Source organism: Streptomyces cahuitamycinicus (genome assembly GCF_002891435.1).
GTDB classification, from domain to species: Bacteria; Actinomycetota; Actinomycetes; order Streptomycetales; family Streptomycetaceae; genus Streptomyces; species Streptomyces cahuitamycinicus.
The window spans coordinates 1-12827 of sequence record NZ_POUC01000031.1 but is presented as its reverse complement, the minus strand read 5'-3'; the positions used below and the strand labels follow the sequence as shown (position 1 = coordinate 12827).

15 protein-coding genes are annotated in these 12827 nt (G+C 71.0%); 8 read left to right on the top strand and 7 right to left on the bottom strand.

Annotated features, from left to right (window positions below; all coding sequences use genetic code 11):
- Positions 1–213 carry a hypothetical protein gene (locus tag C1J00_RS06915; protein ID WP_102908150.1) on the bottom strand — a complete coding sequence of 71 codons (213 nt, stop codon included), beginning with the start codon at positions 211–213 and terminating at the stop codon, positions 1–3.
- 216 nt (positions 214–429) lie between these two features.
- The gene (locus tag C1J00_RS06910; RefSeq protein WP_102908149.1) at positions 430–825 is read right to left on the bottom strand and encodes a DUF3099 domain-containing protein; all 396 of its coding nucleotides are present in this window, start codon (positions 823–825) and stop codon (positions 430–432) included.
- A gap of 245 nt (positions 826–1070) precedes the next feature.
- Between C1J00_RS06910 and C1J00_RS06905 the strand changes: the two genes are divergently transcribed.
- Positions 1071–1346, top strand: a complete 276-nt coding sequence (locus C1J00_RS06905) for a GlsB/YeaQ/YmgE family stress response membrane protein (protein WP_102908148.1) — start codon at positions 1071–1073, stop codon at positions 1344–1346.
- 78 nt (positions 1347–1424) lie between these two features.
- On the opposite strand, the gene tyrS is transcribed toward C1J00_RS06905, so the two are convergent.
- From tyrS to C1J00_RS06890, 3 genes are read right to left on the bottom strand one after another with little or no spacing between them, the layout of a single operon-like run.
- Positions 1425–2693 (bottom strand): tyrosine--tRNA ligase, encoded by a 1269-nt coding sequence (tyrS, locus tag C1J00_RS06900; RefSeq protein WP_102908147.1) that lies wholly within the window; start codon positions 2691–2693, stop codon positions 1425–1427.
- A 43-nt stretch (positions 2694–2736) separates the two neighbouring features.
- Positions 2737–4131 carry a metallopeptidase TldD-related protein gene (locus C1J00_RS06895; protein WP_102908146.1) on the bottom strand — a complete coding sequence of 465 codons (1395 nt, stop codon included), beginning with the start codon at positions 4129–4131 and terminating at the stop codon, positions 2737–2739.
- Entirely contained in the window at positions 4128–5651 is a 1524-nt protein-coding gene (locus C1J00_RS06890; protein WP_102908145.1) for a TldD/PmbA family protein, read from the bottom strand. The genes C1J00_RS06895 and C1J00_RS06890 overlap by 4 nt, the downstream gene beginning before the upstream one ends.
- 271 nt (positions 5652–5922) lie before the next feature.
- Between C1J00_RS06890 and fabG the strand changes: the two genes are divergently transcribed.
- The 3 genes from fabG to C1J00_RS06875 all read left to right on the top strand — a co-directional run bounded on the left by fabG (position 5923) and on the right by C1J00_RS06875 (position 7962).
- Complete coding sequence (gene fabG / locus C1J00_RS06885) at positions 5923–6642, top strand: 3-oxoacyl-[acyl-carrier-protein] reductase (RefSeq protein WP_102908144.1); 720 nt, start codon at positions 5923–5925, stop codon at positions 6640–6642.
- Between the two features lie 5 nt (positions 6643–6647).
- Positions 6648–7415 carry an enoyl-ACP reductase FabI gene (fabI, locus tag C1J00_RS06880; protein ID WP_102908143.1) on the top strand — a complete coding sequence of 256 codons (768 nt, stop codon included), beginning with the start codon at positions 6648–6650 and terminating at the stop codon, positions 7413–7415.
- 160 nt (positions 7416–7575) lie between these two features.
- Entirely contained in the window at positions 7576–7962 is a 387-nt protein-coding gene (locus C1J00_RS06875; RefSeq protein ID WP_102908142.1) for a hypothetical protein, read from the top strand.
- Here C1J00_RS06875 and C1J00_RS06870 read toward each other — a convergent pair.
- Positions 7940–8632 carry a FadR/GntR family transcriptional regulator gene (locus tag C1J00_RS06870; protein WP_102908141.1) on the bottom strand — a complete coding sequence of 231 codons (693 nt, stop codon included), beginning with the start codon at positions 8630–8632 and terminating at the stop codon, positions 7940–7942. The genes C1J00_RS06875 and C1J00_RS06870 overlap by 23 nt on opposite strands.
- A gap of 70 nt (positions 8633–8702) precedes the next feature.
- Between C1J00_RS06870 and C1J00_RS06865 the strand changes: the two genes are divergently transcribed.
- The 4 genes from C1J00_RS06865 (at position 8703) to C1J00_RS06850 (ending at position 11186) form a co-directional block, all read left to right on the top strand.
- Positions 8703–10046, top strand: coding sequence for a CynX/NimT family MFS transporter (locus C1J00_RS06865; RefSeq protein ID WP_102908140.1), 1344 nt, complete (start codon positions 8703–8705; stop codon positions 10044–10046).
- A gap of 68 nt (positions 10047–10114) precedes the next feature.
- Positions 10115–10231: an SGM_5486 family transporter-associated protein gene (locus C1J00_RS47605; protein WP_097215821.1), complete on the top strand. Its 117-nt coding sequence runs from the start codon at positions 10115–10117 to the stop codon at positions 10229–10231.
- A 164-nt stretch (positions 10232–10395) separates the two neighbouring features.
- Positions 10396–10602: a hypothetical protein gene (locus tag C1J00_RS06855; protein WP_102908139.1), complete on the top strand. Its 207-nt coding sequence runs from the start codon at positions 10396–10398 to the stop codon at positions 10600–10602.
- 65 nt (positions 10603–10667) lie between these two features.
- Positions 10668–11186, top strand: a complete 519-nt coding sequence (locus tag C1J00_RS06850) for a SixA phosphatase family protein (protein WP_102908138.1) — start codon at positions 10668–10670, stop codon at positions 11184–11186.
- Positions 11187–11363: 177 nt separating this feature from the next.
- Here the strand turns inward: C1J00_RS06850 and serB are convergent, their stop codons facing one another.
- Positions 11364–12590, bottom strand: coding sequence for a phosphoserine phosphatase SerB (serB, locus tag C1J00_RS06845; RefSeq protein WP_102908137.1), 1227 nt, complete (start codon positions 12588–12590; stop codon positions 11364–11366).
- Positions 12591–12827: the final 237 nt, after the last annotated feature.

Here is a 12827-nt window from a genome sequence, read left to right as displayed (position 1 = left end):
CTAGCGGGTCTCTTCCCACTCCTCGAGCAGGACCACGTCCTTCAGGAACCCCCGCACGCCGAGGAACTGCGACAGGTGCTCGCGGTGCTCCTCACAGGCCAGCCACGTCTTGCGCCGATCCGGCGTGTGGATCTTCGGGTTGTTCCACGCCAGGACCCACACGGCCCCGGCCCGGCAGCCCTTCGCGGAACAGATGGGCGTCTCGTCACTCACAGCTTCGTCTCACAGAAAAGGCGACGCCGAGCAGCCACGGGGGGAGCTGCCCGGCGTCGGTCCGTCGCTCCGACGGGGGATGCGGAGCGCGTACGAAGTATGTCACGCAACACCCCGGGCCCGGCACTGGAACAACATGATTGATCTGAGCTTTTCTTGAGCTTGGCGGGAAGATGACTTCCCTCCCCGATCGCCGGTGATCTTCCCCCGGCGCACCTACCGCTCGGGCGTCTCGTCCCGCGCACCCGGGACCGGCTCGGACACGGCATCTTCCGCGCCGGCCGCCGCCGGCCCGTCGTCCGGAGCCGACGGCGAGATCATCGGCCGCACCGGCGGCGCCACGAACGTCGACGGCAGAGACGGCGCGTTCTCGCGCCCGGCGTTCGCGATCACCACGGCGACGTACGGCAGCACCAGCCCGAGCACCAACGCCACGATGGCGACGTGCCGTTCGACGTTCCACAACGTGGCCGCGAGGATCACCGAGATCGTGCGGACCGTCATCGAGATCACGTACCGGCGCTGCCGCCTGCGTACGTCCTCCTGGAGTCCCGTCCGGGCGCCGGTGATCCGGAAAACCTGGACGTTGCCGCCACCATCCTGCTTCCGCATCGCGTTCCACCATCCGCCCGTATCGGACTCTCCCCGCCCCGTAGCCGCCCTCGGTCGGCCGGGGGACCTGACCGGGACAGCTCCCACGTTACGCCGCGGCTGCGCCGGTCACGAGACCGGGTGGCGCACCGCCGGGGCGAACGGACTGCGCCGTGGCACGTACGGCCCGCGTCGGCATGCGGCGTACGGCACCTGGGCCGACACTGGCCGTAGTGCTCACGTCGAGCCGTACTGAGGAGGCAGCAATGGGCTGGTTGTGGGCGATCATCGTAGGACTGGTACTCGGTCTGCTCGCCAAAGCGATCATTCCGGGCAAGCAGCACATCCCCCTGTGGCTGACCGTCATCCTGGGCATGATCGGCGGCATCGCCGGCAACGCCATCGCCCGGGCGGCCGGTGTCGACGCCACGTCGGGCATCGACTGGTGGCGGCACCTCTTCCAACTGGTGGCCGCGGTCATCCTCGTCGGTCTCGGCGACCGGGCCTGGACGGCGGCCAGGCGAGACAAACGCAGGGCATGACGGGGCGCACGGCGAAGGGGGCGGACTCCGGCAACCGGAGACCACCCCCTTCCTGCGCTCACCGTACGAACGCTGCCCTCAGACGCCCGTGACCTCGACCGCCGCCAGGTTCTTCTTGCCCCGGCGCAGCACCAGCCAGCGGCCGTGCAGCAGGTCCTCCTTGGCGGGGACCGCGTCCTCGCCGGCGACCTTGACGTTGTTCACGTAGGCGCCGCCCTCCTTGACCGTGCGGCGCGCGGCCGACTTGCTGGCCACCAGGCCGACCTCGGCGAACAGGTCCACGGCCGGGCCGAGCTCGGCGACCCGGATGTGCGGCACCTCCGACAGGGCCGCCGCCAGGGTCCGCTCGTCGAGCTCCGCCAGCTCGCCCTGCCCGAAGAGGGCCTTGGACGCGGCGATCACGGCGGCCGTCTGGTCAGCGCCGTGCACCAGCGTCGTCAGCTCCTCGGCCAGGGCCCGCTGCGCGGCCCGGGCCTGCGGACGCTCCTCGGTCTGCTCCTCCAGCTCCTCCAGCTCCGCACGGGAGCGGAAGGACAGGATGCGCATGTACTTCGAGATGTCCCGGTCGTCCACGTTCAGCCAGAACTGGTAGAACGCGTACGGCGTCGTCATCTCCGGGTCCAGCCAGACGGCGCCGCCCTCGGTCTTGCCGAACTTGGTGCCGTCCGCCTTGGTCATCAGCGGCGTCGCCAGCGCGTGCGCGCTCGCGTCGGGCTCCAGGCGGTGGATCAGGTCCAGGCCCGCCGTGAGGTTGCCCCACTGGTCGCTGCCGCCCTGCTGCAGCGTGCAGCCGTAGCGCCGGTACAGCTGGAGGAAGTCCATGCCCTGCAGCAGCTGGTAGCTGAACTCCGTGTAGCTGATGCCCTCGGAGGACTCCAGGCGCCGGGCCACGGAGTCCTTCGTCAGCATCTTGTTGACCCGGAAGTGCTTGCCGATGTCGCGGAGGAACTCGATCGCGGAGAGGTTCTCCGTCCAGTCGAGGTTGTTGACCATGACGGCCGCGTTCTCGCCCTCGAAGTCCAGGAACGGCTCGATCTGGGCGCGCAGCCTGCCGACCCAGCCGGTGACCGTCTCCGGGTCGTTCAGCGTGCGCTCGGCGGTCGGGCGCGGGTCGCCGATCAGGCCCGTGGCACCGCCGACCAGCGCCAGCGGCCGGTGGCCGGCCTGCTGGAGCCGGCGCACGGTGAGCACCTGCACCAGGTGCCCCACGTGCAGCGACGGCGCCGTCGGGTCGAAGCCGCAATAAAACGTGACGGGACCGTCCGCGAGCGCCTTGCGCAAAGCGTCCTCGTCAGTGGACAGGGCGAACAGCCCGCGCCACTTCAGCTCGTCGACGATGTCCGTCACGGTTCTCGTATCTCCTCGGGTGGGCTCGTAATCAGGTACGAGGTTATACGCCCTGGCTGACAGAGCTCATATTGAAATCCGGCACCCGCAGGGCCGGCATCGCGGCCCTGGTGAACCAGTCGCTCCACTCCCTGGGCAACGTCTTCTCGGTCCGCCCCGCCTCGGTGGCGCGGCCGAGCACTCCGACCGGCGACTCGTTGAACCGGAAGTTGTTCACCTCGCCCGTCACCTCGCCGTTCTCCACGAGGTAGACGCCGTCCCGGGTCAGGCCGGTGAGCAGCAGTGAGGCCGGGTCGACCTCCCGGATGTACCACAGGCAGGTCAGCAGCAGCCCGCGCCCGGTGTTCGCGACCATCTCGTCCAGGGACCGGTCCTCGCCCCCGTCCAGGACGATGTTGTCGATGACCGGCGCCACGGGCAGCCCGGTCAGGCCCGCGCTGTGGCGGCTGGTCGTCAGGTGCCGCAGCTCGCCCTCGCGCATCCACTCGGTGGCCGCGAGCGGCAGCCCGTTGTCGAACACCGACTGGTCACCCCCGGAGGAGTGCGCGATCACGAAGGGCGCCGACTCCAGGCCGGGCTCGCCCGGGTCGCTGCGCAGGGTCAGCGGCAGGCCGGTCAGCTTTTCGCCGACCCGGGTGCCGCCGCCCGGCTTGGAGAACACCGTGCGGCCCTCGACCGCGTCCCGGCCCGACGCCGACCACATCTGGTAGATCAGCAGGTCCGCCACGGCTGTCGGCGGCAGCAGCGTCTCGTAGCGCCCGGCGGGCAGCTCCACGCGCCGCTCGGCCCACCCCAGGCGCACCGCCAGCTCCGCGTCCAGCGCCGCCGGGTCGACGTCCTTGAAGTCCCGCGTGGAGTGCCCGGCCCACGCGGACCGGGTCCGGTCGGGGGACTTGGCGTTCAGCTCCAGCGTCCCGTTGGGCTGGTCGTGGCGCAGCCGCAGCCCGGTGGACGTACCGACGTACGACGACACCATCTCGTGGTTGGCGAAGCCGTACAGTTCCCGGCCGCCCGCACGCGCGCGTGCGAAGGCCTCGCCGAGCGCGGGGGCGAAGTCGGCGAACACGGCGGACGAGGTCTCGGCGGGCGCCTCGGTGTACTCCGGCGACCGCTCCCCGCCCGAGACCAGCGGCTGCGCGTCCTCGGCGGGCCCGGCGCCGCGCGCGGCGGCCTCGGCGGCCCGCACCAGGGGCTCCAGCTCGTCGGGGGTCACGGCGGACCGTGACACGACCCCGGAGGCCGTGCCCTCCTTGCCGTCGACCGTGGCGACCACGGTGAGCGTGCGCCCGCGCGTGACACCGTTCGTGGTCAGCGCGTTGCCCGCCCAGCGCAGATTGGCGGTGGACTGCTCGTCGGCGATGACGACACAGCCGTCCGCCCGGGACAGTTCGAGGGCGCGCTCGACGACCTCGTGCGGCTTGCTGGAACGCGCGCTCATCGACCGGCCTCCTGGGTCGTATTGAGGATGTTGACACCCTTGAAAAGGGCCGACGGGCAGCCGTGCGACACCGAGGCGACCTGACCCGGCTGGGCCTTGCCGCAGTTGAAGGCGCCACCGAGCACATAGGTCTGCGGCCCGCCCACCGCGGCCATGGAGCCCCAGAAGTCGGTGGTCGTCGCCTGGTAGGCGACATCGCGCAGCTGCCCGGCGAGCCGCCCGTTCTCGATCCGGTAGAAGCGCTGGCCGGTGAACTGGAAGTTGTAGCGCTGCATGTCGATCGACCAGGACCGGTCGCCGACGACGTAGATGCCGCGCTCCACGCCCCCGATCAGATCCTCGGTCGACATCCCGGCCGGGTCCGGCCGCAGCGAGACGTTCGCCATGCGCTGTACCGGCACGTGCCCGGGGGAGTCGGCGTAGGCGCAGCCGTTGGACCGTTCGAAGCCGGTCAGCCTCGCGATCCGCCGGTCCAGCTGGTAGCCGACGAGCGTGCCGTCCTTGACCAGGTCCCAGGACTGGCCCGCGACGCCCTCGTCGTCGTAGCCGATGGTGGCCAGGCCGTGCTCGGCGGTGCGGTCGCCGGTGACGTTCATCAGCTCCGAGCCGTAGCGCAGCTTGCCCAGCTGGTCGAAGGTGGCGAAGGAGGTGCCGGCGTAGGCGGCCTCGTAGCCGAGCGCGCGGTCCAGTTCGGTGGCGTGCCCGATCGATTCGTGGATGGTCAGCCACAGGTTGGACGGGTCGACGACCAGGTCGTACAGGCCCGCCTCGACGCTGGGGGCGCGCATCTTCTCGGCGAGCAGCTCCGGGATCCGCTCCAGCTCGCCCTCCCAGTCCCAGCCGGTGCCCCGCAGGTACTCCCAGCCGCGTCCCACGGGCGGAGCGAGCGTGCGCATGGAGTCGAACTCGCCGCTCGACTCGTCCACCGACACCGCGTTGAACACCGGGTGCAGCCGCACACGCTGCTGTGTGGTCACGGTCCCGGCGGTGTCGGCGTAGAACTTGTTCTCGTGGACGGTGAGCAGGGAGGCGTCGACGTGGTCGACCCCGTCGGCCGCCAGCAGCCGCGCGCTCCACTCCGCGATCAGCCCGGCCTTCTCCTCGTCGGGCACGGAGAAGGGGTCGATCTCGTACGACGAGATCCACGTCTTCTCGGCGTGCACCGGCTCGCCGGCCAGCTCCACGCGCTCGTCCGACCCCGCCGCCCTGATCACCTGGGCGGACAGCTTCGCCATCGCCACCGCCTGCCCGGCGACCCTGGCGGCGGCGTCCAGGGTGAGGTCGACACCGGACGCGAAACCCCAGCTGCCGCCGTGCACCACGCGCACCGCGTACCCGAGGTCGGTGGTGTCCGAGGACCCGGCGGGCTTGGCGTCCCGGAACCGCCAGGAGGCGCCCCGCACCCGCTCGAACCGGAAGTCCGCGTGCTCGGCGCCGAGCGCACGCGCGCGTGCCAAGGCCGCGTCGGCGAGGGGGCGTAGGGGGAGGGCCGTGAAGGCCTCGTCGATGGTATGAGGCACCGCCGTCTCTTTCTGTCGAGGTGACCGTGGTTGCCGTGCGTCGTGACTGCTCCGATCATGTCGCCCATCCCGCGCGCGGGCCATGAGTTTCCGGGGCCGGACCCGCGGCTTTCTGTAGAAACCCGACAGCGAGTCCGGTACGCCACTGTGGGTGCCCGATTGTCCGCGGGCCCGCCCGGACCGATAGGTTTTCGAGGAAAGCCGCCTGTCGTCACCGCCTGTCGTCCAGGCGCCGGGGCGGGTATCAGACCGCTATCGAAAGGGTGATCCGTTGAGCCGCTCGGTTCTCGTCACCGGAGGCAACCGGGGCATCGGCCTCGCCATCGCCCGCGCTTTCGCCGATGCCGGCGACAAGGTCGCCATCACATACCGCTCGGGTGAGCCGCCGGCCGCCCTGACGGAACTGGGCTGCCTGGCCGTCAAGTGCGACATCACCGACACCGAGCAGGTGGAGCAGGCCTACAAGGAGATCGAGGAGGCCCACGGCCCGGTCGAAATCCTCGTCGCCAACGCCGGCATCACCAAGGACCAGCTCCTGATGCGCATGTCCGAGGAGGACTTCACCTCGGTCATCGACACCAACCTCACCGGCACCTTCCGCGTCGTCAAGCGCGCCAACCGCGGCATGCTGCGCGCCAAGAAGGGCCGCGTGGTGCTGATCTCGTCGGTCGTCGGCCTGTACGGCGGTCCCGGCCAGGCGAACTACGCCGCCTCCAAGGCTGCGCTGGTCGGCTTCGCGCGTTCCCTCGCCCGTGAACTGGGCTCGCGCAACCTCACCTTCAACGTCGTCGCGCCCGGCTTCGTCGACACCGACATGACCCAGGCGCTCACCGACGAGCAGCGCGAGAACATCGTGAAGCAGGTCCCGCTCGGCCGGTACGCCCAGCCGGAGGAGATCGCCGCGACGGTGCGGTTCCTCGCCTCGGACGACGCCTCGTACATCACTGGAGCCGTCATTCCCGTTGACGGCGGACTGGGAATGGGTCACTGATCACCATGAGCGGAATTCTCGAGGGCAAGCGCGTCCTCATCACCGGTGTGCTGACGGAGTCCTCCATCGCCTTCCACACCGCCAAGCTGGCCCAGGAGCAGGGCGCGGAGATCATCCTCACGGCGTTCCCGCGGCCCACGCTGACCGAGCGCATCGCCAAGAAGCTCCCCAAGCCCGTCAAGGTCATCGAGCTGGATGTCACCAACGACGAGCACCTCGGGCGCCTGGCCGACATCGTCGGCGAGGAGCTCGGCGGCCTCGACGGTGTCGTGCACTCCATCGGTTTCGCCCCGCAGGACGCCCTCGGCGGCAACTTCCTGAACACGCCGTTCGAGTCGGTCGCCACGGCCATGCACGTCTCGGCGTACTCCCTGAAGTCGCTCACCATGGCCTGCCTGCCGCTGATGCAGAACGGTGGCTCCGTCGTCGGTCTGACCTTCGACGCGCAGTTCGCCTGGCCGCAGTACGACTGGATGGGCCCGGCCAAGGCCGCCCTGGAGGCGACCAGCCGCTACATGGCCCGCGACCTGGGCAAGCAGAACATCCGCTGCAACCTGGTCTCGGCCGGTCCGCTGGGCTCCATGGCCGCCAAGTCCATCCCGGGCTTCGGTGAGCTCGCCTCCGTGTGGGACTCCCGCTCCCCGCTGGAGTGGGACCTGAAGGACCCGGAGCCGGCCGGCCGCGGCGTCGTGGCCCTGCTGAGCGACTGGTTCCCCAAGACCACGGGCGAGATCATCCACGTGGACGGCGGTCTGCACGCCATCGGAGCCTGATCTCCCGTACGTCGTCGACGCCCCGTTTCCCGCACTGCGCGGGGAACGGGGCGTCACCCGTTCGGCTCAGCCGGCCGGGCGGGGGAGCCTGCAACTGGGCACTCTGGAGTACGCGTTCACCACGCGAGCCCCTCCCCAGCACGGCCGAGGAGGTCCCCTTGTGCGCTTGTCCCGCCGAACGGCCTCAGTGTCCCTCGCCGTCGCGCTCGTGCTGACCCTGGCGTACGAGGCGGTGCCCCAGGCGCGCGTGACCGCCGACGATCGCGAGTCCGCCGACGCGCGCGTGCCCGCCGATGAGCGGGATTCCGCCGATCCCTTCGGCGCCGCGTGCCGGATTCGCGTGACCGGCTCCAAGGTGACCGCGTACTGCCACAACCCCTACCCGGAGACCGACCGTGTGAGCCTGCACGTCGAGTGCGCCCGCTGGTGGGACATCGACACCGACAGCTCACCGGTCGAGGCCGGGCCCGCGCAGACCGTGCGGCTGACGGGGCGGTGCTGGAAAGAGGTCGGTGACGTGTGGATCAGTCACCGGCGGGAGAGCTGATCCCGCCCAGACGGCACAGGAACGGGTAGCGGGCGGCCTCCGCCGCGGCCTCGTCCGCCTCGCCCGCGCGGATCGCATCGAGCAGCCGCCCGTGGTCCATGTGCGTCTCCGGGGTCAGCTTCTCGCCGACGTCCTCGCGCAGCCAATCCCGCAGCACCTCGCCCAGGTCCGCGTACATGGCCGTCATCACGTCGTTGTGGGAGGCGGACACGACGGCCAGGTGGAAGGTCGCGTCCGCTGCCACGAACGCCTCCTTGTCACCCGACGCCCAGGCCTCCTCACGCCGCAGCAGCAGCGCGTCGAGCTGCTTGAGGTCCTTCTCCGTGCGCCGCTCGGCGGCCAGCCGGGCGGCCGCCGACTCCAGCGTGGAGCGCAACTCGGCGATGTGCCGCGGGTCGGCCTCGGCGAACCGCCGCTGCATCACGCCGGCCAGCTCGCTCGTCGCCACGACGTACGTGCCGGAGCCTTGGCGGATGTCCAGCAGGCCGTTGTGCGACAGGGCGCGGACGGCCTCACGGACCGTGTTGCGGGCGACGCCCAGCTGCTCGACCAGTTCCGGCTCGGTCGGGATGCGGGAGCCGACCGGCCACTCGCCCGAGGTGATCTGGGCCCGCAGGGCGGCGATGACCTGCTCGGAGAGCGCCGAACGGCGGGGATGGCTCAGGGGCATGGCTCACCTTCGCACGACCGGGATGCCGCAGGGCAGCGGACGAGTGGACAGTCAATCATCCCATGATTCTATGATGGCTCTCATGGTCAGTGAGGAAACCCGGACGATGACGCCCCCGACCGTACGCAGCCCGACCGCGCACGACGCCGGGAAACCGGGCGGCGCGTCCACGCGCGCGTGGACGATGCGGCTGCTCGTCCTCGGCATCGTGCTGTCCGCGCTCAACCTCCGCCCCGCCATCACCAGCCTCGGCGCCCTCCTGGAGGAGGTCCGCGTCGGGCTCGGCATGAGCGGCAGCGTCGCCGGGCTGCTCACCTCCGTGCCGCCGCTGTGCTTCGCCGTCTTCGGCGTCATGGCACCGCGGCTCGCCCGCCGCTTCGGGGCGGGCGCCGTGGTGTGCGCCGGCATGGCCGCGATCGCCACCGGCCTGCTCGTCCGCCCCTACGCCGGCGGCACGGCCGGCTTCCTGGCCGGCAGCGCCCTGGCCCTCATGGGCATCGCGGTCAGCAACGTCCTGATGCCGGTCATCGTCAAGCACTGGTTCCCCGACCGTGTGGGTTCCATGACCGGCCTGTACTCGATGGCTCTCGCCCTCGGCACGGCCCTCGCGGCCGCTGTGACGGTCCCCTTGACCGACACCCTCGGCGGCAGCTGGCAGACGGGCCTGGCCCTGTGGGCGGGGCTCGCCGTGGCCGCCGTCCTGCCGTGGCTGCCCTTCGCCCGGGGACGCGCCACACCGCCCGGGGCGGGGGAGGAGACCGCCGAGGCGACGCAGGCGCGGGGCCCGGCGTCTCCTCCGGCGGAGCACGCGCGCGTGGAGACGCCCCCGCTGCGGATGGCCCGGAGCCGCACCGCCTGGGCACTCGCCGTCTTCTTCGGGCTTCAGGCCACCGCCGCCTACATCACCATGGGCTGGATGGCGCAGATCTTCCGGGACGCCGGTGTGCCCGCCGGCACCGCGGGGCTGCTCCTGGCGGTCACCATGGTGATGGGCGTGCCCCTGGCCTTCGTCATACCCCGCCTGGCCACCCGGCTGCCCCACCAGGGCCCGATCGTGCTCGCCCTGGGCGCATGCGGCCTCGCCGGCTACGCCGGGCTGTACCTCGCGCCCGCCGCCGGAGCCTGGGCCTGGGCCCTGCTGCTGGGCGTCGCCAACTGCGCCTTCCCGCTCGCCCTGACCATGGTCGGCATGCGGGCCAGGACCGGCCCGGGCGTGGCCCGGCTGTCGGCGTTCGCGCAGAGCACCGGCTACCTGATCTCCATCCCCGGGCCGCTCCTCGTGGGCGTCCTCTACCAGCACAGTGGTGGCTGGGGCCTTCCGATCGCGCTGATGAGCGCCCTGATGATCCCGCAGATGGCCGTCGGCTTCCTGGCCGGGCGCGACCGCACGGTGGAGGACGAGGCGGCCCGCTGAGCAACACCCCGGGGGCCGGGAGTCACCCCGGGGCGCCGGGCTGCCGTGAGGGGTGGGAGAATCGCCCCATGCCAGTGCTCGACCCGAATCCCCAGCACGGTCAGAAGAAGATGCTGCTCGTGTTCGGAGCCTTCTTCGCGATCTTCATCGTCATCGCCGTCATCGCGACCATCGCCTCGCCATGACCGGCACTCACGCGGCCCATGGTGGGGCTAGCCCCCCTGTCCCCTAGGGGGTGAGGGTCAGGGTCAAGTGGGTGGATCACCGGATGGGACGGCAGCCGCGGATTCCGTAACTTCGAGTGTGTGACCGCGAGACGGTCACCGACCACTCGAGGAGCGGAGGCACCATGTCGGCCCCTACGCACACCCGGCCCCACCCGGCGACCCGGGCCGGTGCCGCCGGCCGGCTGCCTTGGTGGGCCCTCGCCCTGCCCGTGCTCGCCTTCACCGCGCTGCTCGCCCTGATCCTGAACCCCTCCGACGCCCACGCGGCCGGCGGCGACCCGGCGATCACCCACCTCCTCGAGCGTGTGCAGCAGCTGTTCGCCCGCTGATCACGGCCAAAACCGGTGGTCAACTCCCTGCGCCCCGTGGCGTGTTTCATGCGAAGCTGGATCTCATGAGCGTCGCAGAACCCCGCAGGATTGTCCTCTTCCGCCATGCGAAAGCCGACTGGCCACAGGTCACGGATCACGAGCGTCCGCTCGCCGACCGGGGCCGCATGGAAGCGGCGGAGGCCGGGCGCAGGCTGACCGACACCGGTATCGCCTTCGACCTGGCCCTGTGCTCCACCGCGGTCCGGACCCGGGAGACATGGAAGCTCGCCGTCCAGGAGTTCCCGCATCGGCCGAAAACCGTCTACGAGGAGCGGATCTACGAGGCCTCGCCGGGCGAGCTGATCGCCCTGCTCAACCAGACCCCCGACGACGCGCAGAACGTCCTCATGATCGGGCACAACCCCGGCATCCAGGGCCTCGCCGACGTTCTGGCGGGCTCCGGCGAGGACGACGCCCGGGAACGGATGACCCGCCGCGGCTTTCCGGCCGCCGCCTTCGCCGTGCTGTCGTTCGGCGGCACGTGGAAGAGCCTGGAGCCGGGCATGGCCACGCTGCGGGACTACTGGGCGCCGGCCGAGTGACGATCTCCGCGTGACAGGGGCCCGGCGCCGGTGTGGCGCCGGGCCCCTCGTGGTCGGTCAAGCCGGTATGCCGGTCAGGCCGGTGTGCTGGTTCAGCGGATGTGCTGGTCAGGCCGGTGTGCTGGTTGAGCCGATGTGTCGGTCAGGCCGGTGTGCCGGTTCAGTCGATGTGTGGGTTCAGCCGATGTCGAGGGTGTCCGCCGCCTCGACCTCTTCACGCGTGACGCCCAGCAGATAAAGGACCGTGTCCAGGAAGGGGAAGTTCACCGCGGCGTGCGCGGCCTCGCGCACCACCGGCTTGGCGTTGAAGGCGACCCCGAGACCGGCCGCGTTCAGCATGTCCAGATCGTTGGCTCCGTCACCGATCGCCACCGTCTGCGACAGCGGCACACCCGCCTCCGCGGCGAACCGGCGCAGCAGCCGGGCCTTGCCCGCGCGGTCGACGATCTCGCCGGTGACCTTGCCCGTCAGCCTGCCGTCGACGATCTCCAAGGTGTTGGCGTGGGCGAAGTCCAGCCCGAGCCGCTCCTTCAGATCGTCGGTGACCTGCGTGAAGCCCCCCGAGACGACGCCGACTTGATAGCCCAGCCGCTTCAGCGTACGGATCAGGGTGCGGGCGCCCGGCGTCAGCCGGACCTCGCTGCGCACCTTGTCCACGACCGAGGCGTCCAGCCCCTCCAGCAACGCCACGCGCGCGTGCAGGGACTGCTCGAAGTCAAGCTCCCCGCGCATCGCGGCCGCCGTCACCTCGGCGACCTTGTCCTCGCAGCCGGCGTGGGCGGCGAACAGCTCGATGACCTCGTCCTGGATCAGCGTCGAGTCGACGTCCATGACGACGAGGCGCTGCGCGCGCCGGTACAGCCCGGCGGCGACGACCGCCACGTCGATGCCGAGCCTGGCCGCGTCGGTCACCAGGGCGGTGCGCAGCGGCTCGGTCTCCACGCCGGAGACGGCGAACTCGACAGCGGTCACGGGGTACTTGGCGAGCCGGAAGATACGGTCGATGTTGCCGCCGGTCTCCGTGATCCGCGCCGCGATCGCGGCCGTCGCCTCGGCGGTGAGCGGATGCCCGAGCACAGTCACCAGGGAGCGGCCCAGCCCGCGCGGGCGGTTGTCACCGCGGCCGGAGATGATCTCCGCCTGCATCTTCATCGACTCGGCCCAGCTGTGGACGGTCGACCGCAGATCGCCCTCCAGCCCGGGGGGCGGCTCGGTCACGAGCGCGCAGAGCACCATCCGGCCGCGGGTCACGACCTGCTCGATGTCGACGACGTCGACGGAGTAGGCGGCGAGGGTGTCGAAGAGACCGGCGGTGATGCCCGGCCTGTCCTTGCCGAAGATCTTCACAAGGAGGGTGGGGACGTCGGCAGGGACGTCGGAAGACGAGGTCTGCGAAGCGCTCATGGTGGTTCCACCGTATCCGGCGGGCGAGGCGTACCGCCCCTGAGGTCCGTCTGGCGGACAGCGACCACTGCTCGTCGTGTCGGCGGCGTGAACCTTACGTACGGCTACGGCTACGGCTACGGCTACGGCTACGGCTACGGCTACGGGGACGGGGACGAGTGAGGTGTCCGGCGCTCTCGCCGGTCACCTCCCGCCGCGCGGTGGCCGCGGTGGCCGCGGCGGCGGGGGAGGCGGAGG